General features: G+C 70.3%; 19 protein-coding genes and 3 pseudogenes. 2 read left to right on the top strand and 20 right to left on the bottom strand.

What is annotated here, in order from left to right:
• Window position 1: 1 nt before the first annotated feature.
• The 9 genes and pseudogenes from rpsC to G7075_RS01075 all read right to left on the bottom strand — a co-directional run bounded on the left by rpsC (window position 2) and on the right by G7075_RS01075 (window position 6,008).
• Entirely contained in the window at window positions 2-802 is an 801-nt protein-coding gene (rpsC, locus tag G7075_RS01115; protein ID WP_166118028.1) for a 30S ribosomal protein S3, read from the bottom strand.
• Window positions 802-1,202: pseudogene (gene rplV, locus G7075_RS01110) on the bottom strand (50S ribosomal protein L22). Before rplV ends, rpsC begins: the two are co-directional and overlap by 1 nt.
• Window positions 1,202-1,483: a 30S ribosomal protein S19 gene (gene rpsS, locus G7075_RS01105; protein WP_166118026.1), complete on the bottom strand. Its 282-nt coding sequence runs from the start codon at window positions 1,481-1,483 to the stop codon at window positions 1,202-1,204. Before rpsS ends, rplV begins: the two are co-directional and overlap by 1 nt.
• A gap of 12 nt (window positions 1,484-1,495) precedes the next feature.
• On the bottom strand, window positions 1,496-2,332 hold the full coding sequence (gene rplB, locus G7075_RS01100; RefSeq protein ID WP_166118024.1) for a 50S ribosomal protein L2: 837 nt from the start codon (window positions 2,330-2,332) through the stop codon (window positions 1,496-1,498).
• A gap of 21 nt (window positions 2,333-2,353) precedes the next feature.
• On the bottom strand, window positions 2,354-2,653 hold the full coding sequence (gene rplW / locus G7075_RS01095) for a 50S ribosomal protein L23 (RefSeq protein WP_166118022.1): 300 nt from the start codon (window positions 2,651-2,653) through the stop codon (window positions 2,354-2,356).
• Window positions 2,650-3,618: a 50S ribosomal protein L4 gene (gene rplD / locus G7075_RS01090; RefSeq protein ID WP_166118020.1), complete on the bottom strand. Its 969-nt coding sequence runs from the start codon at window positions 3,616-3,618 to the stop codon at window positions 2,650-2,652. Before rplD ends, rplW begins: the two co-directional genes overlap by 4 nt.
• Window position 3,619: 1 nt before the next feature.
• Window positions 3,620-4,276 carry a 50S ribosomal protein L3 gene (gene rplC / locus G7075_RS01085; protein WP_166118018.1) on the bottom strand — a complete coding sequence of 219 codons (657 nt, stop codon included), beginning with the start codon at window positions 4,274-4,276 and terminating at the stop codon, window positions 3,620-3,622.
• An 8-nt stretch (window positions 4,277-4,284) separates the two neighbouring features.
• A complete protein-coding gene (gene rpsJ / locus G7075_RS01080; RefSeq protein ID WP_012867945.1) occupies window positions 4,285-4,593 on the bottom strand; it encodes a 30S ribosomal protein S10 in 309 nt (102 codons plus the stop codon).
• A 488-nt stretch (window positions 4,594-5,081) separates the two neighbouring features.
• On the bottom strand, window positions 5,082-6,008 hold the full coding sequence (locus tag G7075_RS01075; RefSeq protein ID WP_166118016.1) for an EamA family transporter: 927 nt from the start codon (window positions 6,006-6,008) through the stop codon (window positions 5,082-5,084).
• Window positions 6,009-6,081: 73 nt separating this feature from the next.
• Between G7075_RS01075 and G7075_RS01070 the strand changes: the two genes are divergently transcribed.
• Window positions 6,082-6,999 (top strand): LysR family transcriptional regulator, encoded by a 918-nt coding sequence (locus tag G7075_RS01070; RefSeq protein WP_166118014.1) that lies wholly within the window; start codon window positions 6,082-6,084, stop codon window positions 6,997-6,999.
• An 89-nt stretch (window positions 7,000-7,088) separates the two neighbouring features.
• Window positions 7,089-7,946, top strand: coding sequence for a hypothetical protein (locus G7075_RS01065; protein ID WP_166118011.1), 858 nt, complete (start codon window positions 7,089-7,091; stop codon window positions 7,944-7,946).
• Window positions 7,947-8,034: 88 nt separating this feature from the next.
• On the opposite strand, the gene tuf is transcribed toward G7075_RS01065, so the two are convergent.
• From tuf to G7075_RS01010, 11 genes and pseudogenes are all read right to left on the bottom strand, one after another.
• The gene (gene tuf / locus G7075_RS01060) at window positions 8,035-9,231 is read right to left on the bottom strand and encodes an elongation factor Tu (RefSeq protein ID WP_166118009.1); all 1,197 of its coding nucleotides are present in this window, start codon (window positions 9,229-9,231) and stop codon (window positions 8,035-8,037) included.
• A 118-nt stretch (window positions 9,232-9,349) separates the two neighbouring features.
• Window positions 9,350-11,464 (bottom strand): elongation factor G, encoded by a 2,115-nt coding sequence (gene fusA / locus G7075_RS01055; RefSeq protein ID WP_166118007.1) that lies wholly within the window; start codon window positions 11,462-11,464, stop codon window positions 9,350-9,352.
• 106 nt (window positions 11,465-11,570) lie between these two features.
• Window positions 11,571-12,041 carry a 30S ribosomal protein S7 gene (rpsG, locus tag G7075_RS01050; protein ID WP_166118005.1) on the bottom strand — a complete coding sequence of 157 codons (471 nt, stop codon included), beginning with the start codon at window positions 12,039-12,041 and terminating at the stop codon, window positions 11,571-11,573.
• Window positions 12,041-12,414: pseudogene (gene rpsL / locus G7075_RS01045) on the bottom strand (30S ribosomal protein S12). Before rpsL ends, rpsG begins: the two are co-directional and overlap by 1 nt.
• Window positions 12,415-12,755: 341 nt before the next feature.
• A complete protein-coding gene (locus G7075_RS01040) occupies window positions 12,756-13,289 on the bottom strand; it encodes a GNAT family N-acetyltransferase (protein WP_166118003.1) in 534 nt (177 codons plus the stop codon).
• A gap of 4 nt (window positions 13,290-13,293) precedes the next feature.
• Window positions 13,294-13,989 carry a hypothetical protein gene (locus G7075_RS01035; protein ID WP_166118001.1) on the bottom strand — a complete coding sequence of 232 codons (696 nt, stop codon included), beginning with the start codon at window positions 13,987-13,989 and terminating at the stop codon, window positions 13,294-13,296.
• A 109-nt stretch (window positions 13,990-14,098) separates the two neighbouring features.
• Entirely contained in the window at window positions 14,099-17,986 is a 3,888-nt protein-coding gene (locus G7075_RS01030) for a DNA-directed RNA polymerase subunit beta' (protein ID WP_166117999.1), read from the bottom strand.
• A gap of 101 nt (window positions 17,987-18,087) precedes the next feature.
• Window positions 18,088-21,545 (bottom strand): annotated as a pseudogene (gene rpoB / locus G7075_RS01025) (DNA-directed RNA polymerase subunit beta).
• Window positions 21,546-21,901: 356 nt separating this feature from the next.
• Window positions 21,902-22,588 carry a hypothetical protein gene (locus G7075_RS01020; RefSeq protein ID WP_166117997.1) on the bottom strand — a complete coding sequence of 229 codons (687 nt, stop codon included), beginning with the start codon at window positions 22,586-22,588 and terminating at the stop codon, window positions 21,902-21,904.
• Between the two features lie 84 nt (window positions 22,589-22,672).
• Window positions 22,673-23,158, bottom strand: a complete 486-nt coding sequence (locus G7075_RS01015; protein WP_166117995.1) for a hypothetical protein — start codon at window positions 23,156-23,158, stop codon at window positions 22,673-22,675.
• Window positions 23,155-24,363, bottom strand: a complete 1,209-nt coding sequence (locus tag G7075_RS01010; RefSeq protein WP_240917799.1) for an MCE family protein — start codon at window positions 24,361-24,363, stop codon at window positions 23,155-23,157. Before G7075_RS01010 ends, G7075_RS01015 begins: the two co-directional genes overlap by 4 nt.
• Window positions 24,364-24,637 lie beyond the last annotated feature (274 nt).

Below are 24,637 nucleotides of genomic sequence, written 5' to 3'. Positions count from 1 at the left end.
GTCAGGACTCCTCGGTGCTCGGAGCGGCCGCGGCCTGCTCGGCCGGGGCCTGCGCGGCGGCGGGGGCGTCGGTGCGACGGGCACGGGCCGGACGGTCGGCGCCGTCACGACGCGGGCCACGACCCTGGCGCGGAGCGGTGGCCTGCTGGGCCGCGAGCTCGCGAGCGGTCATGTCGCCCTTGTAGATCCACACCTTGACGCCGATGCGACCGAACGTGGTCTTGGCCTCGTACAGGCCGTAGTCGATCTGCGCGCGGAGGGTGTGCAGCGGCACGCGCCCCTCGCGGTAGAACTCGGTACGGCTCATCTCCGCGCCGCCGAGGCGGCCGGAGACCTGGACGCGGATGCCCTTGGCGCCGGCGCGGGTGGCCGACTGCATGCCCTTGCGCATGGCGCGACGGAACGAGACGCGGGCCGACAGCTGCTCGGCGATGCCCTGCGCGACGAGCTGGGCCTCGACCTCGGGGTTCTTGACCTCGAGGATGTTCAGCTGGACCTGCTTGCCGGTGAGCTTCTCGAGCTCGCCGCGGATACGGTCGGCCTCGGCGCCGCGGCGGCCGATGACGATGCCCGGACGCGCGGTGTGGATGTCGACGCGGACCCGGTCACGGGTGCGCTCGATGTCGACGCGGGCGATGCCGGCGCGGTCCATGCCCGTGGACATGAGCTTGCGGATCGCCACGTCCTCCTTGACGTAGTCGCGGTAGCGCTGACCCTCCTTGGTGGAGTCGGCGAACCAACGGCTCTTGTGCTCCGTGGTGATCCCGAGACGGAAGCCGTGCGGGTTGACCTTCTGACCCATCAGCGGGTGCCTCCGTTCGTGGTCTTGGCGGGCTTGGGAGCGACGACCACGGTGATGTGGCTCGTGCGCTTGTTGATGCGGCCGGCGCGACCCTGCGCGCGCGGACGGAAACGCTTCATGGTGGGGCCCTCGTCGACGAAGGCCGCGCTGACGAAGAGCTCGCGCTCGTCGAAGCGCTCGGCCGTCTTGTCGGCCTTGACCCGCGCGTTGGCGATGGCCGACTCGAGGACCTTGAGGACCTGCTCGCTGGCCGCCTGGGGGGCGAAGCGCAGGACGGACACGGCCTCGGGGCGGCCTTGCCGCGGATGAGGTCGACGACCCGGCGGGCCTTCATCGGCGTGATCCGCGTGTGGCGGGCGACCGCCCGCGACTCGACGGTGGTGGTGGTCTCGGCGGCCATCAGCGACGACGCCCCTTCTTGTCGTCCTTCACGTGACCCTTGAAGGTGCGGGTCGGCGCGAACTCGCCGAGCTTGTGCCCGACCATCGCCTCGGTGACGAACACCGGCACGTGCTTGCGGCCGTCGTGGACGGCGAGGGTGTGACCGAGCATGTCGGGCGAGATGACCGACCGGCGCGACCAGGTCTTGATGACGTTCTTGGTGCCCGCTTCGTTCTGGATATCCACCTTCTTCTGAAGGTGGTCGTCGATGAAGGGGCCCTTCTTCAGGCTACGAGGCATTCCAGGCTCCTATCAGCGCTTCTTGCCAGTACGGCGACGACGGACGATGAGCTTGTCGCTCGGCTTGCCGGGGCGGCGGGTGCGGCCCTCGGGCTTGCCCCAGGGGGACACCGGGTGGCGTCCACCGGACGTGCGACCCTCACCACCACCGTGCGGGTGGTCGACCGGGTTCATGACGACACCGCGGACGGTCGGGCGCTTGCCCTTCCAGCGCATGCGGCCGGCCTTGCCCCAGTTGATGTTCGACTGCTCGGCGTTGCCGACCTCGCCGACGGTGGCGCGGCAGCGCACGTCGACGTTGCGGATCTCACCGGACGGCATGCGCAGCTGCGCATAGGGGCCGTCCTTGGCGACGAGCTGCACGCGCACACCGGCGGAGCGGGCGATCTTCGCGCCGCCACCGGGCTTGAGCTCGACGGCGTGGATGACCGTACCGGTCGGGATGTTGCGCAGCGGCAGGGTGTTGCCCGGCTTGATGTCGGCACCCGGACCGTTCTCGATGGTCGCGCCCTGCTCCAGGCCGCGCGGCGCGAGGATGTAGCGCTTCTCGCCGTCGGCGTAGTGCAGCAGCGCGATGCGCGCGGTGCGGTTCGGGTCGTACTCGATGTGCGCGACCTTCGCGGGCACGCCGTCCTTGTCGTGACGACGGAAGTCGATCACGCGGTAGGCGCGCTTGTGGCCCCCACCGATGTGACGGGTGGTGATGCGGCCGTTGTTGTTGCGGCCACCGCTCTTGGTCAGCGGGCGGACGAGGGACTTCTCGGGGGTGGAGCGGGTGACCTCGACGAAGTCGGCCACGCTCGACCCGCGACGCCCCGGCGTCGTCGGCTTGTACTTACGGATACCCATGTGTTGTCAGTCCTCAGTTCCTCAGGCGCCGGCGCTGCCGAAGATGTCGATCGAGCCCTCGCGGAGGGTGACGATCGCGCGCTTGGTGTCCTTGCGCTTGCCGATGCCGAACCGCGTGCGACGGGCCTTGCCCTTGCGGTTCATCGTGTGGACGGAGTCGACCTTGACGCCGAAGACGTTCTCGACGGCGATCTTGATCTCGGTCTTGTTCGAGCGCGGGTCGACGATGAAGGTGTACTTGCCCTCGTCGAGGAGCCCGTAGGACTTCTCGGACACGACCGGAGCGATCAGGATGTCGCGGGGGTTCTTGCCCTGGCTCACTTCTCGTCCTCCCCATTCTCGGTACCGGCAACGTCGACTGCGTCGCCCTTGGCGGCACCGTCAGCGGGGCCCGGCACATCAGCCTTGGCGCCGGCCTTGGTGAAGCCGGCCTTCTCGGCCGCCGCGGCCGTCTTGAACCAGAACTCGGCGACGGTCTGCTCGTACCACTGGCCGTCGGGCTCGTGGTACTTGCCGGAGTCGGCGTTGCCCTTGACGGTGTAGCCGTCGGGGGCGCTGCCGTCCTCGAGCGCGGCGACCGCACCCTTGGGCAGGTCGGCGGCCGGAGCCGCCTCGGCGACCTCGGGCTCCGCGGCCTTCTTGGCGGGGGCCTTCTTCGCCGGGGCCTTCTTGGCCGGTGCGGCGGCCTGGACCGTCTCGCCGGTGAAGACCTCGTAGGCGGCCTTGGTGAAGACCACGTCGTCGGCGCACAGCACGTCGTAGGTGTTGAGCTGGTCGACCGCGAGCACGTGCACCTCGGCGAGGTTGCGGACCGACTTCATCGAGACGATGTCGCTGCGGTCGAGGACGACGAGCACGTTGGGACGCTCGGTGAGACCGGCGAACAGCTCGCGGGCCGCCTTCGTCGAGGGCGCGTCGCCGGAGGCGATGACGTCGATGACGTGGATGCGGCCGTGGCGCGCCCGGTCGGAGAGGGCACCGCGCAGGGCGGCGGCCTTCATCTTCTTGGGGGTGCGCTGGGCGTAGTCACGCGGCTGCGGGCCGTGGACGGTGCCACCACCGGCGAACTGCGGCGCACGGGTCGAGCCCTGACGGGCGCGGCCGGTGCCCTTCTGGCGGTACGGCTTGCGACCGCCACCGCGGACCTCGCCACGCGTCTTCGTCGCGTGCGTGCCCTGGCGGGCGGCGGCGAGCTGCGCGACGACGACCTGGTGGATCAGCGGCACGTTGGTCTGGACGTCGAAGATCTCCGCGGGGAGGGTGACGTCGAGGGTGTTGGTAGCCATGTCAGGCCCCCTTCGCGGCCGAGCGGACGAGGACGACCGCGCCGCGGGGACCGGGGACGGCACCCTTGAGCAGCAGCAGGCCCTTCTCGGCGTCCACGGCGTGGATCGTGAGGTTCTGCGTGGTGTGGCGCACGCCGCCCATGCGACCGGCCATCCGCATGCCCTTGAACACGCGGCCCGGGGTGGCGCAGCCACCGATCGAGCCGGGCTTGCGGTGGTTCTTGTGCGCACCGTGGGAGGAGCTGACGCCGTGGAAGCCGTGACGCTTCATGACGCCGGCGAAGCCCTTGCCCTTGGTCGTGGCGGTGGCGTCGACGGACTGGCCGACCTCGAAGGTGTCGGCGCCGAGCTCCTGGCCGAGCGCGTACTCGCCGGCGTCCGCGGTGCGGATCTCGACGAGGTGGCGGCGCGGCGTGACGCCGGCCTTCTCGAAGTGGCCGGTGAGCGGCTTGGTGACCTTGCGGGGGTCGATCGCGCCGTAGCCGAGCTGCACGGCGGCGTAGCCGTCGGCCTCGGCGGCGCGGACCTGGGTCACGACGTTCGGGCCGGCCTGGATGACGGTGACGGGCACGAGTCGGTTGTTCTCGTCCCACACCTGGGTCATGCCGAGCTTGGTGCCCAGCAGACCCTTCTGGGTCTTCGTGGCAGTGGTGGTCATCGCGAGCCTCAGAGCTTGATCTCGATGTTGACGTCAGCCGGGAGGTCGAGACGCATCAGCGAGTCGACGGCCTTGGGCGTCGGGTCGATGATGTCGATGAGGCGCTTGTGGGTGCGCATCTCGAAGTGCTCGCGGCTGTCCTTGTACTTGTGCGGCGACCGGATGACGCAGAAGACGTTCTTCTCCGTCGGGAGCGGCACGGGGCCGACCACGGTCGCTCCGGCCCGCGTGACCGTGTCGACGATCTTGCGCGCCGAGCTGTCGATGACCTCGTGGTCATACGACTTCAAGCGGATGCGGATCTTCTGTCCCGCCATCTGACGTTCCCGTCTCTCTACTCGCCGTCCATCTGTCAAAGGCCGGTTCCTGGACCTCCGACCCCCGCGGTCGGGCGTGTCGCCCTTTCTCCGCAGTCCGGGTGGCGCACGGTCTCCCGTGCCTCATCCGTGGGTTCGGCTGTCCCGGTGGAACCGGGGCCTGGCACTTCGCGAACCGAGCCGCCCCGCCGAGAAGGCGGTGCGAGTACCTCGTCGCGGTGGGCGCAGACGACCCTCGCGGGTCGCTCACGCACGCCAAGCAACCCAGCCAGTGTGCCAGAGCCCCGGGCCCTCGTCCAAATCGGGCGATACACCCGCCCTCCCCGGTCGGCCGGCACCGCCGATCACGTGGCGCGTCGCCGGCGCCGACACCGGGCACGGGCCGGCCGATCTGACGGCAGGCGCACACCTCACGGTCAGGCGCTCGCCCTCCGGGGTGTGCGGATGACGCGCAGGTGTGCGGATGGAGCGGCCCACCCCGCCAGGCCTCAGGCCGGCGGAGTCGACGCCCCGGGGGACGACGTGTCCGCCGCTGCGGACGGTACGGCGGCCGGCCGGCGTCGGATCCTCGGACCCAGGGTGACGAGGGCGACGCCCGCGATGAGGGCCGCTCCCCCGAGCAGGGCCAGCGCGGTCGGCACCTCCCCGTCGGCGAGCCACGCGGTGAGCATGCCCACCGGCGGCACCAGCAGGGTGAAGGGCGCGACCTCGGAGGCGGGGTGGCGGTGCAGCAGGCGGTTCCAGATGCCGTACCCCACGAGGCTCGCGAGCACGGCGGTGTAGGCCGTCGAGGCCCAGTTGACGAGCGACAGGTGGGTCAATGCCCGCCCCACCTCCGCCGGTCCGTCGACGGCGCAGGCCAGGGCCAGCAACGGGAGCGGCACGACGAGCGCCGACCAGACCGTGAGCCCCAGGCCACCCGGGACGCCGAGCCGGCGGACCAGGACGTTGCCGGTCGCCCACGACGCGGCCGCGAGGACGCAGAGCACGGCGGCGACGGCCGGGACGCTGCCCCCGCGGCCGAGGGCGACGACACCGAGACCGAGGACGCCGACCCCCACCCCGAGCAGCTGGACACGCAGGGGCCGCTCCCCCAGCACGAGGGCGGCGAGCACGACGGTGATGACCGCCTGCGCCTGGAGGACCAACGAGGCCAGCCCGGGCGGCATCCCGACCGCCAGCGCCGTGTAGAGGAGCCCGAACTGCCCGAGGCTCATGAACACCCCGACGGTCAGGACCCGGCTCAGCGGGGCCTGCGGGCGGGCGACGAACGGCAGGGCGAGGAGGACCACGGCGAAGCGCACCGCGACGAACACCAGCGGTGGCACACCCTCGAGGCCCCGGTCGATGACGACGAAGTTCATCCCCCAGATGACCATGACGAGCACGGCGGAGAGGACGTCGCGCAGGGGCATGCGGTCCATCCTGCTCGCCCCGACCGTTCAGCACCAGCAACGGTTCGTGCGCCGTTTCGTGTAGCGTCGCTACATGATCGACGTCGACCACCTCGTGACGCTCAGCGCCGTCCGCCGCACCGGGTCGATCGGTGGCGCGGCCTCGCACCTCGGGTACACCCCGTCGGCCGTCTCCCAACAGGTCAAGCGCCTCGAGCGACGGGTGGGCGGCGCGGTGCTCGAGCGGGTCGGGCGCGGTGTGATGCTCACCGAGCTCGGGCGCCACCTCGTCGACGAGGGGGCCGAGATCCTCGACCGGCTCGAGGCCCTGGAGTCGGGGCTCGGACGGGTCGCCGGCGGACCGGTGAGCGGGGCGGTCCGGCTCGTGGCGTTCTCGACCGCCGTGCGCGGCCTCGTCGCCCCGACCCTGCGCGCGCTGGCCGACACCGAGCCGCTCCTCGAGGTCACGGTCGTCGAGCACGACCCGCACGAGGCGATCGACCTCGTCGCCGGCGGGTCGGCCGACGCCGCGCTCGTGCACAACTGGGGCGAGCTACCGCTGCCCTTCCCCGAGCACCTCGAGGTGCTGGCGCTCGGCACCGACACGGCCGACGTCCTCGTCCCCGCCGACCACCCGCTCGCCGGCCGCGGACCCGTCGACGCCACGGCGTTCGCCGACGAGCCGTGGGTCTGCGCGCCCCCCGGCTCGGTGTGCGACGGCTGGCTGACCCACATGTTCGACCTGCACGGCCGGCGGCCCGACATCCGGCACCGCGCGATGGAGTTCTCGTCTCAGGTCGGGCTCGTCTCCGAGGGGGTCTGCGTCGGGCTGGTGCCCCGGCTGGGTCGCGAGGAGCTGCCGGCCTCGGTCGTCCCCGTGCCGGTCACCGACCCGGTCCCGACCCGTCGCGTCATGATGACCTGGCGCCGGACGATGGCCCCCTCCCCCGCCATCGGGCGGGTGCGCGAGGAGCTGCTCCGGGTGGCCGGCGAGCGGCTCGACCGGGCCTGAGCACGGGGGCGCGTATCAGGGGGACCGGGGAGCGCTCTTCTCGCGCAACGGCGGGTCCTCGCCGCCCCACCCCACGAAAGGTGCCCCCCATGAGCACGACCTCCCGTCTGCGCCGCCCGGCGCTCGGACTCCTCGCCACGGCCTGTGCGGCCGCCCTCACCCTCTCCGCCACCGCGGCCGTCGCGGCGGGCACCCCCTCGCCCAACCCGCGCAGCAGCGCCAAGGCCGCGGGGGTCGCCCCGGGTGTGGCCGCGGTCTCCGCGCTCTTCCCGCCCGGCTCCGAGGTGCGCTTCGTCGCCGTCGCCCCGTGCCGCATCATCGACACCCGCGTGTCGGGAGGCGCCCTCGTCGCCGGCCAGCGGACCTTCGACGCCACGCTGGCCAGCTACGCCGTGCAGGGTGGCAAGGCCGGCACCTGCAACATCCCCGACGTGGCCACCTCGGTGCAGCTCAACCTCGGCGCCATCTCGCGCAACGGCTCGACGAGCGACCTCAAGGGCTGGGCGACCGGCACGGCCGAGCCCCTGGCCTCCCTCGTGAACTTCAACCCGTCCGGTCCGGTGGCCAACATGGTGACCATGCCCGTCAACGGCTCCGGGCAGTTCACCGTCAAGACCCCCGGCGCGGCGCACATCTTCGCCGACGTCGCCGGCTACTACGTCAAGCCCCTCTACGCCGCCATCGAGCCGGGTGGGGGTGTCTACTCCAGCACCGCCTCCGGCGTGGTCAGCTCGGCGAAGAGCTCGACCGGCGTGTACACCGTGACGTTCAACCGCGACGTCGAGCGCTGCGCGGCCGCCGGCACCGACATCATCTTCTCCGCGTCGCGCGAGATCACCGTCGACAACGGCTTCAGCGCCGACCCCAACACGGTGACGGTGTACGTCCGCAACACCGCGACCGGCGCCTCCGAGGACACCTACTTCTACGTGTCGCTCACCTGCTGACCGAGGTCACCACGCACGACGAAGGGCCCCGTCCCACCTGGTGGTGGAGCGGGGCCCTTCGGGGTGCCGGTCGCGGACCGGCGTCAGGTCACTTGTTGATCTTGGTGACCCGGCCGGCGCCGACGGTGCGGCCGCCCTCGCGGATGGCGAACTTGAGGCCCTCCTCCATCGCGATGGGCTGGATGAGCTCGACGGCCATCTCGGTGTTGTCACCGGGCATGACCATCTCGGTGCCCTCGGGCAGCTTGACGACACCGGTGACGTCCGTGGTCCGGAAGTAGAACTGCGGACGGTAGTTGTCGTAGAACGGCGTGTGACGGCCACCCTCGTCCTTGGACAAGATGTAGACGTTCGCGTCGAACTCGGTGTGCGGGGTGATCGACCCGGGCTTGACGACGACCTGGCCGCGCTCGACGTCCTCGCGCTTGATGCCGCGCAGGAGGAGGCCGACGTTCTCGCCCGCACGACCCTCGTCGAGGAGCTTGCGGAACATCTCGATGCCGGTGGCGGTGGTCTTGGTGGCCGGGCCGGTGTGGATGCCGACGATCTCGACCTCCTCGTTGACCTTGAGGACACCGCGCTCGATGCGGCCGGTGACGACGGTGCCACGACCGGTGATCGTGAAGACGTCCTCGACGGGCATGAGGAACGGCTTGTCCGTGTCACGCTCGGGCTCGGGGATGTAGGTGTCGACGGCGTCCATCAGGTCGAGGACGGTCTGGCCCCACTCGGCGTCGCCCTCGAGGGCCTTGAGCGCCGAGACCTTGACGACCGGCAGGTCGTCGCCCGGGAACTCGTAGGACGTGAGGAGCTCACGGACCTCCATCTCGACGAGCTCGAGGATCTCCTCGTCGTCGACCATGTCGGCCTTGTTGAGCGCGACGACCACGTAGGGGACGCCGACCTGGCGGGCCAGGAGCACGTGCTCCTTGGTCTGCGGCATCGGGCCGTCGGTGGCGGCGACCACGAGGATCGCGCCGTCCATCTGCGCCGCACCCGTGATCATGTTCTTCACGTAGTCGGCGTGGCCCGGGCAGTCGACGTGCGCGTAGTGACGACCCTCGGTCTGGTACTCGATGTGCGCGATGGAGATCGTGATACCGCGCTGCTTCTCCTCGGGCGCCTTGTCGATGTCGTCGAACGCGAACTGCGGGTTCAGGTCCGGGTACTTGTCGTGCAGGACCTTGGAGATCGCAGCCGTCAGCGTCGTCTTACCGTGGTCGATGTGACCGATGGTGCCGATGTTGACGTGCGGCTTGGTCCGCTCGAACTTTGCCTTCGCCACTTGATGTCCTCCTCAGGACTCTTCTGGTGGAACGCCGTTACGACCGGGCAGGACGTGGCGTGTCATTGGGGATGGGGTGTGGATGCTTCTCTACCGAGACCAGCGACCAGTCTAGCGGTCACTCGCCCCGCGTCTTCTTGATGATCTCCTCGGCCACCGACTTGGGGACCTCGGCGTAGGAGTCGAACTCCATCGAGTAGTTCGCGCGGCCCTGGGTCTTGGACCGCAGGTCGCCGACGTAGCCGAACATCTCCGACAGCGGGACGACACCGCGCACGATCTTGGCGCCGCTGATGTCCTCCATGGCCTGGATCTGGCCACGGCGTGCGTTGATGTCGCCGATGACCTCGCCCATGTAGTCCTCGGGCGTGCGCACCTCGACGGCCATCATCGGCTCGAGGAGGACCGGCTCGCACTTGCGGACGGCCTCCTTGAGCGCCATCGATCCGGCGATCTTGAACGCCATCTCCGAGGAGTCGACGTCGTGGGCCGCACCGTCGAGCAGCGTGGCCTTGATGCCGACCAGCGGGTACCCGGCGAGGACGCCGTACTGCATCGCGTCCTGGATGCCCGCGTCGACCGACGGGATGTACTCGCGCGGCACGCGACCACCGGTGACCTTGTTCTCGAACTCGTAGAGCTCGCCGTCGGCGGTGTCGAGGGGCGCGAGCGCGATCTGGATCTTCGCGAACTGGCCGGAGCCACCCGTCTGCTTCTTGTGGGTGTAGTCGAAGCGGTCGAGGGCGCGCTTGATGGTCTCGCGGTAGGCGACCTGCGGCTTGCCGACGTTGGCCTCGACCTTGAACTCGCGGCGCATGCGGTCGACGAGGATGTCGAGGTGGAGCTCGCCCATGCCGGCGATGATCGTCTGGCCGGTGTCCTCGTCGAGGTGCACCTGGAAGGTCGGGTCCTCCTCGGCGAGCTTCTGGATCGCCGTGCCGAGCTTCTCCTGGTCGCCCTTGGTCTTGGGCTCGATGGCGACCTGGATGACCGGCTCCGGGAAGGTCATCGACTCGAGGACGACGGGCGCCGCGATGTCGCAGAGCGTGTCGCCGGTGGTCGTGGCCTTGAGGCCGATGGCGGCGTAGATGTGCCCCGCCATCGCGTCCTCGACCGGGTTCTCCTTGTTGGCGTGCATCTGGAAGAGCTTGCCGATGCGCTCCTTCTTCACCTTGGTGCTGTTGAGCACCTGGGTGCCGGCCGAGATGTGGCCGGAGTACACGCGGATGAAGGTGAGCGTGCCGAAGAACGGGTGCGAGGCGACCTTGAAGGCCAGCGCCGAGAACGGCTCGTCCTTGCTCGGCTTGCGCAGGACCTTCTCCTCCTCGTTGCCCGGGGCGTGGCCCTCCATGGCGGCCACGTCGAGGGGCGAGGGGAGGTAGTCGACGACCGCGTCGAGCATCGGCTGGACGCCGCGGTTCTTGAACGCGGAGCCGCAGAGCACGGGGTAGAGCTCGGAGGAGATGGTCAGGGCGCGGATGCCGGCCTTGATCTCCTCGGGGGTCAGCTCGCCGCCGTCGAGGTACTTCTCCATGAGGGCGTCGTCGGCCTCGGCCACGCGCTCGACGAGGTGGTGGCGGTACTCCGCCGCCTTCTCGGCGAGGTCGGCCGGGATCTCCTGGATCTCGTACTTCGCACCGAGGGTGACGTCACCCTTGGCGTCGCCGGGCCACACGAGGGCGCGCATGTAGACGAGGTCGATGACCCCGACGAAGTCGTTCTCGGCACCGATCGGCAGCTGGAGCACGAGCGGCTCGGCGCCGAGGCGGTCCTTGATGGTGTCGACGGTGAAGTAGAAGTCCGCTCCGAGCTTGTCCATCTTGTTGATGAAGCAGATCCGGGGGACGTCGTACTTGTCGGCCTGGCGCCAGACGGTCTCGGACTGGGGCTCGACGCCCTCCTTGCCGTCGAAGACGGCGACGGCGCCGTCGAGGACGCGCAGGGAGCGCTCGACCTCGACCGTGAAGTCGACGTGACCCGGGGTGTCGATGATGTTGATCTGCGACCCCTCCCAGAAGGAGGTGACCGCGGCGGAGGTGATGGTGATCCCCCGCTCCTTCTCCTGCTCCATCCAGTCGGTGGTCGAGGCGCCGTCGTGCGTCTCGCCCATCTTCCGGTTGACACCGGTGTAGAAGAGGATGCGCTCGGTCGCCGTGGTCTTGCCGGCGTCGATGTGCGCCATGATGCCGATGTTGCGGACCTTCGTGAGGTCCGTCAGGACGTCCTGTGCCACGTTCAGTGCTCTCGTCTCGTCGCTTCGGGTGGTGCGGTGTGGTGCGGCGGTTGCCACCGGTGCCCCGGGGAGCCGGCCGTGGTGCGGCGCGGCTCCCCGGCGGGTGTCACCAGCGGTAGTGCGCGAAGGCCTTGTTGGACTCGGCCATCTTGTGGGTGTCCTCGCGACGCTTCACCGCGGCGCCGAGGCCGTTGGACGCGTCGAGGATCTCGTTCATGAGGCGCTCGGTCATCGTCTTCTCGCGACGCTGACGGGAGTAGCCGACGAGCCAGCGCAGCGACAGGGTCGTCGCGCGGTTCGGCTTGACCTCGATCGGGACCTGGTAGGTCGCACCGCCGACGCGGCGGGACTTGACCTCGAGGGTCGGCTTGATGTTGTCGAGCGCGCGCTTGAGCGTCTGCACCGGGTCGGTGCCGGTCTTCTCGCGGCAGCCCTCGAGCGCGCCGTAGACGATGCGCTCGGCGGTGGACTTCTTGCCGTCGAGGAGGACCTTGTTGACGAGCGAGGTCACCAGCGGCGACTGGTGCACCGGGTCGGTGACGAGCGGCCGCTTCGGAGCGGGACCCTTGCGCGGCATCAGCTCTTGCCCTTCTTCGCGCCGTAGCGGCTGCGCGCCTGCTGACGGTTCTTCACGCCCTGGGTGTCGAGGGCGCCACGGATGATCTTGTAGCGCACGCCGGGCAGGTCCTTCACGCGACCGCCGCGGACGAGCACCATCGAGTGCTCCTGGAGGTTGTGGCCGACACCGGGGATGTAGGCGGTGACCTCGATGCCGCTCGTGAGGCGCACGCGGGCGACCTTGCGGAGGGCGGAGTTCGGCTTCTTGGGGTGGTGGTGTACACACGCGTGCACACACCGCGGCGCTGCGGCGAGCCCTTGAGGGCAGGGGTCTTGGCCTTGACGGCCTTGTCCTGCCGGCCCTTGCGCACCAGCTGGTTGATGGTAGGCAACCTGAGTCCTTCGTCTTGTCTGGTCAAGCCACGGCAGCGGCGCCGTGGCTCCTTGTCATGACCGGCGGCGACCCCCGCGTTCGGGTGTGTCGTGCCGGCTGCTCCTCCCTGCACTCCCCATGCACCACCCCGGAGGATGGTGTGCGGGGCGCCCGGCAGGAGGTGGGCGAGGCCGTCCCCGTCGCCTCTCGGCAGCGGATGCGACTCCTGGGTCCGGACCTAGCCAGACACAGCAGTCAAGGGTACCGGCCTGCGCACGGGCCCTCCAAATCGGTTCCCCTGCGTCGACCCTGCTCGTCCACGGTGTCCAACGCCCCCGGGGCGGTCGGCTGTTCCCCGCGTCAGCCCTCGAGGGCCTCGAAGGCGGGCGCGTAGCGGAACGGGCCGGCGAGCTCGGGGCGCCAGGCCCGCAGGGTCAGCACCTGGAAGAAGCGGTCCTCCCAGGGCCCGGGCGACCCGATGCCGAGCGGGGCGGCGGTCTCGAACCCGAAGGCCCCGTAGTACCCGGGGTCGCCGAGCAGGACGATGCTCGGCTCCGCGCGCTGCTCGGCCGTGGCGACGACCGAGGCGACGAGCGCCGAGCCGATGCCCTGGGCCTGGTACCCGGGGTCGACCGCCAGGGGCCCCAGCCCGACCGAGGTCCCCTCCCCCATCGTCGCCCGGCTGCAGACGACCGACCCGACGACCCTGCCGTCGAGCTCGGCGACGAAGGTCAGCGCCGGGAGGACGTCACCGTCGGCCCGCAGCGCGTCGACGAGCGCGGACTCCGGGCGTCCGTCCGAGTACTCCGTGCCGGCGAAGGCCGCCCGCACCAGCTCGCGGACCGCCTCGGCGTCCTCGGGTCGTTCGGGACGGATGACGAGGTCGGTGCGCACCGGGTCATCCTCCCCCGGCGGCGGGGGCCCGCGCGAACGAGTACAGCGCGTAGTCGAGGTCCCGTCCGTCCCGGTGCACCGGGAGGACGACCTCGCGGGCGGCCTCCCCCGGGCCGGCAACCTCCTGGAGGGCGGCCAGCAGGCGGGGAGCCCGGTGCGAGGACCAGACGACGAGCAGGCCGCCGGGGGCCAGCACCTCGCGGGCCCGGGCGAGCGAGTCCGCCTCGTACAGTGCGGCGTTGCCGGCGTGCACGAGGAAGTCGGGGCCGTTGTCGACGTCGAGGAGCACGACGTCCCACGGGCCGTTCGGCGGGCCGGACCCGCGCAGCACGTCGGCGACGTCGGCGACGTGGAGGGCGCAGCAGGGGCCCTCGAGACCGGCCAGCTCGTCGACCACCCCGCCGCGGGCCCAGCGCACGAGCGGCTCGGCGAGCTCGACGACGTCGACGTGGCGGACCCGGGGGTCCTCGAGCACCGCCCGGGTGGTGAAGCCCAGCCCCAGGCCGCCGACGAGCACGCGGGCCGGCGCGCGGTGGCGGCGCAGCGCCTCGGTGGCGAGCAGCACCTCGGTGGAGGTGTCGACGGTGTCCATCGCGAAGGCGCCGTCGACGACGAGCTCGAGCACGCCGTCGCGCCGGCGCAGCGCCACCTCGCCCGACGGGGTGTCCTCGCGGGCCAGCGTCACCGGCGGCTCGCTCATCCGGTCACCCTAGGGCGCCCGTTCGCCGGGCCGCGCCGCCCGGAACGCCGACGGGCGGGCACCCGGTGGTCTCCCACCGTGGTGCCCGCCCGTGCGGCGGAGCGGCGACTCAGAGCCGGTCGAGACCGAGCTCGCTGTCGTCGAGGCGGACGGCCTCGCCCGACCCCGGGCCGAACGAGAACGCGTAGTCCTCGTAGTTCGGCATGGAGTACATGGCGGCCTTGGCCTCCTCGGTGGGCTCCACCGCGATGTTGCGGTAGCGCGGCAGGCCGGTGCCCGCCGGGATGAGCTTGCCGAGGATGACGTTCTCCTTGAGGCCGAGGAGGGAGTCGGACTTGCCCTCCATGGCGGCCTCGGTGAGGACGCGGGTGGTCTCCTGGAAGGAGGCCGCCGACAGCCACGACTCGGTCGCGAGCGAGGCCTTGGTGATGCCCATGAGCTCGGGACGACCCGAGGCCGGCTTGAGGCCCTCGGCGACGACGCGACGGTTCTCCTCCTCGAAGCGCCCACGCTCGGCGAGCATGCCCGGCAGCAGGTCGGCGTCGCCCGACTCGATGATCGTGATCCGGCGCAGCATCTGCCGGACGATGACCTCGATGTGCTTGTCGTGGATCGACACGCCCTGCTGGCGGTACACGTTCTGCACCTCGTCGACGAGGTGCTCCTGCGTCTTGCGCGGGCCGAGGATGCGCAGCACCTGCTTGGGGTCGATCGACCCCTGCGTCAGCTGCGCACCGACCTCGACGTGCTGGCCGTCCTGGACGAGCAGGCGGGCCCGCTTCGTCACCGGGTAGGCGTGCTCCTCGGAGCCGTCGTCCGGCGTGAGCAGGATGCGACGGGCCTTGTCGGTCTCCTCGATCGTCACGCGGCCGGAGGCCTCGGCGATCGGCGAGACACCCTTGGGGGTGCGCGCCTCGAAGAGCTCGACGACACGCGGCAGACCCTGCGTGATGTCGTCACCGGCCACACCACCGGTGTGGAAGGTGCGCATCGTCAGCTGGGTGCCGGGCTCACCGATGGACTGCGCCGCGATGATGCCGACGGCCTCACCGATGTCGACGAGCTTGCCGGTGGCCAGCGAACGGCCGTAGCACTTGGCGCAGGTCCCGACCTTGGAGTCGCAGGTGAGGACCGAACGGACCTTCACCGAGTCGACGCCGGCCGCGAAGAGCGCGCCGATGACGACGTCCCCGAGGTCGATGCCGGCCTCGGCGAGGACCTCGCCGTCCTTGACGACGTCCTCGGCGAGCGAGCGCGCGTAGACCGAGGTCTCGACGTCGTCGTGGACCGCACGGTTGCCCGTGCGCTCGTCGGTGGCGGCGATGGGCATCGGCAGGCCGCGCTCGGTGCCGCAGTCGTCCTCACGGATGATGACGTCCTGCGACACGTCGACGAGGCGACGGGTGAGGTAGCCCGAGTCGGCGGTGCGCAGCGCGGTGTCGGCCAGGCCCTTGCGCGAGCCGTGCGTCGAGATGAAGAACTCGAGCACGGTGAGGCCCTCGCGGAAGTTCGCGCGGATCGGCCGCGGGATGATGTCGCCCTTCGGGTTCGACACCAGGCCACGCATACCGGCGATCTGGCGCAGCTGCATCCAGTTACCGCGAGCACCCGAGGACACCATCTTGTAGATGGTGTTGGTCTTCGGGATGTTGGCCTCCATCTCCTTGGCGACCTCGTTCGTGGCCTGCGTCCAGATCTCGATGAGCTCCTGACGGCGCTCGTCGTCGGTGATCAGACCGCGCTCGTACTGCGTCTGGACCTTCGTGGCCTTGGTCTCGTAGCCGTCGAGGATCTCGAGCTTGCGCGGAGGCGTGACGACGTCGGAGATGGCGACCGTGGTGCCCGAGCGGGTCGCCCAGTGGAAGCCGTACTCCTTGAGCGCGTCGAGGCTCGCCGCGACCTGCACCTTGCTGTACCGCTCGGCGAGGTCGTTGACGATCGTCGACAGGCGCTTCTTGTCGACCTGGTCGTTGACGAACGGGTAGTCCATCGGCAGCGTCTCGTTGAAGAGCGCGCGACCGAGGGTGGTCTCGACCGTCAGGGTCTGCACGTAGCCGTCGGCGTCGACCTCGACGCCCTCGGGCAGCTCGGACAGCGGCGTCGGCACGAGGTGCTCCAGCCGGATCCGGACCCGGGAGCCGAGCTCGATCTCGCCGCCGTCGAACGCCATCCGGGCCTCGAAGACGCTGTTGAACACGCGTCCGGCGCCCTTGCCGTCCTCGACCTCGGAGGTGAGGTGGTAGAGGCCGATGATCATGTCCTGGGTGGGCATGGTCACGGGGCGGCCGTCGGCCGGCTTGAGGATGTTGTTCGAGGACAGCATGAGGATGCGGGCCTCGGCCTGGGCCTCCGCCGACAGCGGCACGTGCACGGCCATCTGGTCACCGTCGAAGTCCGCGTTGAACGCGGTGCAGACGAGCGGGTGGATCTGGATGGCCTTGCCCTCGACGAGCTGCGGCTCGAAGGCCTGGATGCCGAGGCGGTGCAGCGTGGGTGCGCGGTTGAGCAGCACCGGGTGCTCGGTGATGACCTCCTCGAGCACGTCCCACACGACCGGGCGCTGGCGCTCGACCATCCGCTTGGCGGACTTGATGTTCTGCGCGTGGTCGAGGTCGACGAGCCGCTTCATGACGAAGGGCTTGAAGAGCTCGAGGGCCATCTGCTTGGGCAGGCCGCACTGGTGCAGCTTGAGCTGCGGGCCGACGACGATGACCGAACGGCCGGAGTAGTCGACGCGCTTGCCGAGCAGGTTCTGGCGGAACCGGCCCTGCTTGCCCTTGAGCATGTCGGACAGCGACTTCAGCGGACGGTTGCCGGGGCCCGTGACCGGGCGACCACGACGGCCGTTGTCGAAGAGGCTGTCGACGGCCTCCTGGAGCATCCGCTTCTCGTTGTTGACGATGATCTCGGGGGCACCGAGGTCGAGCAGTCGCTTGAGGCGGTTGTTCCGGTTGATGACCCGTCGGTACAGGTCGTTGAGGTCGGAGGTCGCGAAGCGGCCACCGTCGAGCTGCACCATCGGGCGCAGGTCCGGCGGGATGACCGGGATGGCGTCCAGGACCATGCCCGAGGGCTGGTTGGTCGTGGTCTGGAACGCCGAGACGACCTTGAGCCGCTTGAGGGCACGGGTCTTGCGCTGGCCCTTGCCGGTGGCGATGGTCTCGCGCAGCGACTCGGACTCGGCGTCGAGGTCGAAGGTCTCGAGCCGCTTCTGGATCGCGGCGGCACCCATGCCGCCCTCGAAGTACAGGCCGAAGCGGTCGCGCATCTCGCGGTAGAGGACCTCGTCGCCCTCGAGGTCCTGGACCTTGAGGTTCCTGAAGCGGTCCCAGACCTGCTCGAGGCGCTCGACGGTGGCGTCGGCGCGACGGCGGATCGCGTTCATCTCGCGCTCCGCGGAGTCGCGGACCTTGCGCTTGGCGTCGGACTTGGCGCCCTCGGCCTCGAGCGCGGCGATGTCGTTCTCGAGCTTCTTGGCCCGGGCCTCGACGTCGGCGTCGCGACGGTTCTCGATCTCCTTCTTCTCGACCTGGATCTGGGCCTCGAGCGACGGGAGGTCGGCGTGCCGCTGGTCCTCGTCGACGGAGGTGATCATGTAGGCCGCGAAGTAGATGACCTTCTCGAGGTCCTTCGGGGCCAGGTCGAGCAGGTACCCGAGACGGCTCGGGACACCCTTGAAGTACCAGATGTGGGTGACGGGGGCGGCGAGCTCGATGTGGCCCATCCGCTCACGACGGACGGCCGCACGGGTCACCTCGACGCCGCAGCGCTCGCAGATGATGCCCTTGAAGCGGACCCGCTTGTACTTGCCGCAGGCGCACTCCCAGTCCCGGGTGGGGCCGAAGATCTTCTCGCAGAAGAGGCCGTCCTTCTCGGGCTTGAGGGTGCGGTAGTTGATCGTCTCGGGCTTCTTGACCTCACCGTGGCTCCAGGCACGGATGGAGTCGGCGGTGGCGAGGCCGATCCGGAGCTCGTCGAAGAAGTTGACGTCGAGCACGTGGTTCCTTCTTTCGTTACTGACTTGCGTCTGTGGTCTGACCGGTGGTGTGACGGTGGGTGGCGGGCCGGGACGCACGGGGCGTCCCGGCCCTGCACCTGTCAGACCTCTTCGACGCTGCTCGGCTCGCGCCGGGACAGGTCGATGCCGAGCTCCTCGGCGGCACGGAAGACGTCGTCCTCCGCCTCGCGCATCTCGATGGTGGAGCCGTCGCTGGACAGCACCTCCACGTTGAGGCAGAGGGACTGCATCTCCTTGATGAGCACCTTGAAGGACTCGGGGATGCCGGGCTCGGGGATGTTGTCGCCCTTGACGATGGCCTCGTAGACCTTCACGCGGCCGTTGACGTCGTCGGACTTGATCGTGAGCAGCTCCTGGAGCGCGTAGGCCGCGCCGTACGCCTCGAGGGCCCAGACCTCCATCTCACCGAAGCGCTGGCCACCGAACTGGGCCTTACCGCCGAGCGGCTGCTGGGTGATCATCGAGTAGGGACCCGTGCTGCGCGCGTGGATCTTGTCGTCCACGAGGTGGTGCAGCTTGAGGATGTACATGTAGCCGACCGAGACCGGCTCCGGGAACGGCTCGCCGGAGCGGCCGTCGAACAGCCGGGACTTGCCCGTGCCGTCGATGAGCCGCACGCCGTCGCGCGTCTTGGTCGTCGAGTCCAGGAGGCCGATGATCTCGTCCTCGCGCACGCCGTCGAAGACCGGCGAGGCGACACGCGTGCCGGCCGGGGCCTGGCGCGCGTCCTGCGGGATGAGCTCGGCCCACTCGGGCGTGCCCTCGATCTCCCAGCCGCGGCTGGCGGCCCAGCCGAGGTGCAGCTCGAGGATCTGGCCGACGTTCATGCGGCCGGGGACACCGAGCGGGTTGAGGACGACGTCGACGGGCGTGCCGTCCTCGAGGAAGGGCATGTCCTCGACCGGGAGGATCTTGGAGATGACACCCTTGTTGCCGTGACGGCCGGCGAGCTTGTCACCGTCGGTGATCTTCCGCTTGTTCGCGACGTAGACGCGGACCAGCTGGTTGACACCCGGGGGCAGCTCGTCGCCCTCGTCCTTGTCGAAGACCTTGACGCCGATGACGGTGCCGGTCTCGCCGTGGGGGACCTTGAGGGAGGTGTCGCGGACCTCGCGGGCCTTCTCGCCGAAGATGGCGCGCAGCAGGCGCTCCTCCGGGGTCAGCTCGGTCTCGCCCTTGGGCGTGACCTTGCCGACGAGCAGGTCGCCGTCGCGGACCTCGGCACCGATGCGGATGATGCCGCGCTCGTCGAGGTCGGCCAGGACGTCCTCGGAGACGTTCGGGATGTCCCGGGTGATCTCCTCGGGGCCGAGCTTGGTGTCGCGCGCGTCGACCTCGTGCTCCTCGATGTGGATCGAGGAGAGGACGTCGTCCTGCACCAGGCGCTGGCTGAGGATGATCGCGTCCTCGTAGTTGTGGCCCTCCCACGGCATGAACGCCACGAGCAGGTTGCGCCCGAGCGCCATCTCGCCGCCCTCGGTCGCGGGACCGTCGGCGATGAGCTGGCCGGCCTCGAGCCGCTGGCCCTCGTCGACGCGCACGACCTGGTTGTAGCTGTTGCCCTGGTTCGAGCGGTCGAACTTGGCGATCCGGTAGGTGCGGGTCGTGCCGTCGTCACCGGCGACGGTGACGAGGTCGGCGGAGACCTCCGTGACGACGCCGGCCTTCTCGGCGACGACGACGTCACCGGAGTCGACCGCGGCGCGGTACTCCATGCCGGTGCCGACGAGCGGGGCCTCGGCCCGCACGAGCGGGACGGCCTGGCGCTGCATGTTCGAGCCCATGAGGGCACGGTTGGCGTCGTCGTGCTCGAGGAACGGGATGAGCGCGGTGGCCGCCGAGACCATCTGGCGGGGGAGACGTCGATGTAGTCGACGTCGTCGCCCGGGATGTACTCGACCTCGCCGCCCTTGACGCGCACGAGCACGCGCTCGTGAGCGAAGCGCTGGCCGTCGTCGGTCAGCGTGGCGTTGGCCTGGGCGATGACGTGCTCGTCCTCCTCGTCGGCCGACAGGTAGTGGATCTCGTCGGTGACGCGCCCCTCGGTGACCTTGCGGTACGGGGTCTCGATGAAGCCGAAGGAGTTGATCCGCCCGTAGGACGCGAGCGAGCCGATGAGGCCGATGTTCGGGCCCTCAGGGGTCTCGATCGGGCACATGCGGCCGTAGTGCGACGGGTGGACGTCGCGGACCTCCATGCCGGCGCGGTCGCGGGAGAGACCACCCGGGCCGAGCGCCGACAGGCGACGCTTGTGCGTCAGGCCGGCGAGCGGGTTGTTCTGGTCCATGAACTGGGAGAGCTGGCTGGTGCCGAAGAACTCCTTGATGGACGCCACGACCGGGCGGATGTTGATGAGCGTCTGCGGCGTGATCGCCTCGACGTCCTGGGTCGTCATCCGCTCGCGGACGACGCGCTCCATCCGGGACAGGCCGGTGCGGACCTGGTTCTGGATGAGCTCGCCGACGTTGCGCAGGCGACGGTTGCCGAAGTGGTCGATGTCGTCGGTCTCGACGCGCACGTCGACGGCCTCGCCCTTGCGCTGGCCCGGGAGGGTCTCCTCGCCGGCGTGCAGGGCCACGATGTACTTGATCGTCGCGACGACGTCCTCGATGGCGAGGGTCGAGTGGCTCAGCTCGCTGTCGATGCCGAGCTTCTTGTTGATCTTGTACCGGCCGACCTTGGCCAGGTCGTAGCGCTTGCCGTTGAAGTAGAGGTTGTCGAGCAGGGTCTGCGCGGCCTCCTTGGTCGGCGGCTCGCCCGGACGCAGCTTGCGGTAGATGTCGAGCAGCGCGTCGTCCTGGTCGGTCGTGTTGTCCTTCTCCAGGGTGAGCCGCATCGACTCGTACTCGCCGAACTGCTCGAGGATCTCGGCCTCGGTCATGCCGAGGGCCTTGAGCAGCACGGTGACCGACTGCTTGCGCTTGCGGTCGACGCGGACGCCGACCATGTCGCGCTTGTCGATCTCGAACTCGAGCCACGCACCGCGGCTCGGGATGACCTTGGCCGAGTAGATGTCCTTGTCGGACGTCTTGTCGGGGGTGCGCTCGAAGTAGACGCCCGGGCTGCGGACCAGCTGGGAGACGACGACGCGCTCGGTGCCGTTGATGATGAAGGTGCCGCGCTCGGTCATGAGCGGGAAGTCGCCCATGAAGACCGTCTGGCTCTTGATCTCACCGGTGGTGTTGTTCATGAACTCCGCGGTGACGAACAGGGGCGCGGAGTAGGTCTGGTCGCGCTCCTTGCAGTCCTCGATCGAGTACTTGACGTCCTCGAAGCGGTGGTCGCGGAAGCTCAGCGACATCGAGCCGCTGAAGTCCTCGATGGGCGAGATCTCCTCGAAGATCTCCTCGAGGCCGGAGCGCTCGGGGACGTCGTCGCGGCCGGCCTCCAGGGCGGCGGCGACGCGCTCCTGCCAGCGCTCGTTCCCGAGCAGCCAGTCGAAGCTCTCGGTCTGGAGGGCCAGGAGGTCGGGGACCTCGAGGGGCTCCCGGATCTTGGCGAAGGACAGACGGCCCGAAGCCGTCCGGGCGGAGTTCATGGGATTCGACGTGGTGCGCGAGGCAGCCAAGGAGAGTTCCTTCCAGGCCTGGTCTGACGTGCGGGCTGGCGGCTCCCGACCGGACCGACCGTCATGGACCACTCCACGCGCAGGTCTCCCGGGACAGCCGGGGGCATGGCGGTGGAACGGCTCATCGACGAGCGGGGGAAGGTTAGGGGCAGCGCAAAGAGATAGCATACCCGAAGAAGGCAGCACCGTCCAACCGCGTCAAGCCCCTCGGCTCCCGGTGCGGCCGTCCCGCGCGAGCGGGCGACGCGAACAGGATGGCCCCCGCCCCCCTCCCGTCAAGCGATCCGGGGAATTCGGGCGTGCCGCGTGCGTGACCGGTGGCCTCGTCAGTACGCCGAGAGCTTCTCGATGAGCCACCGGCCGTCGACCCGGCGCATCGTCGCGATGACCCGGTTCTGGTCCACGGAGGGCTGCTCCTCGCCCTTGGCGGTCTTGGCCTGGTTGAGGAAGACCTGCACGGTGACGGTGTCCGGGGTCTGCCCCATGACGCCCGCCTCGTAGCTGCGCGCCCGCACCGTGACCTCGTCCTTGACGGCCACCGGCGCGATCGTCGTGCTCATCGTCTTGGCGTACTCGCCCTTGAAGGCTCCGGTCAGGAGCGCGGCGTTGGCGGCGGCCTGCTGGTCGAGGGTCTGGTAGCTGTAGGACAACAGCTGCTCGAGGCTGGAGCGGGCCGCGGCCGTCGCCGCCCGGGCGTCGGCCTCGCGGGCGTGCGGGTCGCGCAGCGAGACGCTGAGCACGAGGGCGAGGGCGACCAGGGCGAGCACGAGGGCGGCCAGCGGCGCACCGGCCCCGGCGGGCAGGCGTCGACGGGTCCGCTGCCCCGAGTGCCCAGCGGGGTCGATGTCGGGATCGGTGTCGGCGTCCGCGTCTGCGCCCGAGGTGTCGTCGGCCTCCTCGACGACGGGCTCGGTCCCGGCGGGCTCGGTCCCGACGGCGTCGGTCTGCGCGGGTTCGGGAGTGGGCGCCTCGGAGGGGGCGGCGGCGGCCGGTCCGGAGACCTCCGGCGTCACCTCGGGGGTCGCCCCCGGAGCCTCGGGCCCGCCGCGGGCCGGCCGTGCCGGCGGCGCTGGCCGGCCACCCGGGGGCGGCGGCGGTCATCCGACGAACTCAAGGCGCTCCACCTTCCACGTGCCGCCGACCTCGCGCAGGCCGAGCTTGATCCGGTAGGTCTTGGTCTCGCCGTCCGGGGCGTTGCTGTTCGACGTCGGCGCGACGACCCCGACGATGACCTGGGCCGAGTCGCGGTCGCCGGAGACCAGCGCGGCCTCGGCCCGCTCGACCCGCGAGGTCGACCTGTTGTCGGTGACGACCTTGCGCAGGTCGGTGAGACTCGTCGTGTAGCTGTCGAGGAACTCGCCGGTCGCCCCCTGCTTGACCCGGTCGGTGTCCTCGTCGACCTTGCGGTAGTCGAGCGTCGCGAAGTTCACCGCGAGCTGGCGGCCGGCCGCGAGCGCCTCGCGCTGGGCCTGCTGCACCTGCCGGGCGTCGTACCAGGCCCGTCCGCGGGTCGCCGCGAGCACCACCGTCGCGAGCACGACGAGGGCCACGAGCGCCCACAGCAGGCGCACCGTGCGCGTCATCGGGCTGCCTCCTCCATGATCCAGGACCACGACCCCGCGGCGCTTCCGGCGGGAGCGAGCGGTGCCACGACGCGGGTGGGCGCTCCGTAGGCCGTGGTCCCGAGCGGCACCGGGTCGGAACCATAGGCGATCGCGTAGCTCGCGCTGCCGGCCGGGCGGGCTCCGGGGGCGTTCTGCGCCCCGCGCACGGTCGAGGCCGAGCCGCGCGGCAGGGTGCAGCGCGCGGCGGTGTTCACCGGCGGCAGGCCGAAGGTCTTGTTCGGGTCCGTCCTCGTCGTGCCGCCGTAGCCCTTCGTGCAGGGCGCGGGCGACTGGGCGAGCTGGAGGCCGAAGTGCGCGGACCCGTCGCCGGGCACCACCGTGTAGCCGCCGGCGACCACCTCGGGATAGGTGATGAGCAGCTGGTCGATGCCGTCGACCCGGGCGCTCGTGACCTGTCCGATCGTCACGAGGTTGGCGATGAGCGTGCCGAGCGACTCGCGGTTCTCCTTGACGACGCCCTCGAGCTCCTTGGACGCCACCGTGCCGCGGTCGAGGACGACCCGCAGGTCGGGGTCGGAGGCCTTGAGGGTCTCGGAGATGCGGGCCAGGTCGCCGGAGAAGTCCTTGATCTGCGAGGCCGTGTCGCGCTGCGTGTCGAGGACGACCTTGCCCGACTTCAGCAGGGCGATGGTGTCGGGCAGCGCCTGGATCGCGCTGCGGGTCAACGCATCTCCGTTGTCGATGAGCCGGCCGAGGTCGTCGCCGGTGCCCTCGAAGCCGGTGCCGAGCTCGTCGACGACGGTGCTGAGGTCGTCCTTGGGCACCGAGCGGACGGTGCGGTCGACGTCGAGCAGCAGCTGGTCGACCCGCAGCGGTGTCGCGGTGTTCTCGCGGGCGATGACGTCACCGTCGGCAAGGTAGGGCGACCCGTCGGAGCGGGGCTGCAGGTCGAGGTACTGCTCCCCCACGGCCGAGCGGTTCTCGACGACGGCGAGGGTGTCCTCGGGGACCTCGGTGCCCCGGTCGAGGCGGGCGTGGACCCGGACGCCGTCGGCGCTGAGGCTGAGCTCGGAGACCCGGCCGACGCGCACGCCGCGGTAGGTGACCTCGGCGCCCTCGAAGATGCCGCCGGAGCTCTGGAGGTCGGCGACGACGGTCGGGCCGCCGCCGAGGACCCGCTCGGTGAGGCCGACGTAGCGCGCCGACAGGTAGGAGGTGGCCACGATCGTGATGACGAGGAACAGCGCGAGCTGGACCTTGGTGAGCCGGCGGATCACGGCTGCCCCCGGTGTAGAGGGTGGTCCACGACGTGTCCTCGCCCGAGGTGGCCGCGGCGCTGCCGATGCAGATCGGCGGGCAGAGCGGGCCACCCGACTTCGTCGGCAGCGGCAGGCTCTTCGTCGGCAGCGGGAGGCTGGGCAGGGGCACGGTGATGGTGGGGACCGGGAGGCTCGGGATGGGCAGCGTCGGCAGGGTCGTCGGGATCGGCAGGCTCGG

The sequence above is a fragment of the Phycicoccus sp. HDW14 genome (assembly GCF_011383005.1).
Taxonomy (GTDB): Bacteria; Actinomycetota; Actinomycetes; order Actinomycetales; family Dermatophilaceae; genus Phycicoccus.
Note: the sequence above shows the minus strand (reverse complement) of the source record. Positions and strands in the feature narration are given on the sequence as shown.

Bases quoted from the DNA above. Each gene is read 5' to 3' on its own strand.
- rpsC (WP_166118028.1), bottom strand. From the start codon at position 802: ATGGGTCAGAAGGTCAACCCGCACGGCTTCCGTCTCGGGATCACCACG.
- rpsS (WP_166118026.1), bottom strand. From the start codon at position 1,483: ATGCCTCGTAGCCTGAAGAAGGGCCCCTTCATCGACGACCACCTTCAG.
- rplB (WP_166118024.1), bottom strand. From the start codon at position 2,332: ATGGGTATCCGTAAGTACAAGCCGACGACGCCGGGGCGTCGCGGGTCG.
- rplD (WP_166118020.1), bottom strand. From the start codon at position 3,618: ATGGCTACCAACACCCTCGACGTCACCCTCCCCGCGGAGATCTTCGAC.
- rplC (WP_166118018.1), bottom strand. From the start codon at position 4,276: ATGACCACCACTGCCACGAAGACCCAGAAGGGTCTGCTGGGCACCAAG.
- rpsJ (WP_012867945.1), bottom strand. From the start codon at position 4,593: ATGGCGGGACAGAAGATCCGCATCCGCTTGAAGTCGTATGACCACGAG.
- G7075_RS01075 (WP_166118016.1), bottom strand. From the start codon at position 6,008: ATGCCCCTGCGCGACGTCCTCTCCGCCGTGCTCGTCATGGTCATCTGG.
- G7075_RS01070 (WP_166118014.1), top strand. From the start codon at position 6,082: ATGATCGACGTCGACCACCTCGTGACGCTCAGCGCCGTCCGCCGCACC.
- G7075_RS01065 (WP_166118011.1), top strand. From the start codon at position 7,089: ATGAGCACGACCTCCCGTCTGCGCCGCCCGGCGCTCGGACTCCTCGCC.
- rpsG (WP_166118005.1), bottom strand. From the start codon at position 12,041: ATGCCGCGCAAGGGTCCCGCTCCGAAGCGGCCGCTCGTCACCGACCCG.
- G7075_RS01035 (WP_166118001.1), bottom strand. From the start codon at position 13,989: ATGAGCGAGCCGCCGGTGACGCTGGCCCGCGAGGACACCCCGTCGGGC.
- G7075_RS01015 (WP_166117995.1), bottom strand. From the start codon at position 23,158: ATGACGCGCACGGTGCGCCTGCTGTGGGCGCTCGTGGCCCTCGTCGTG.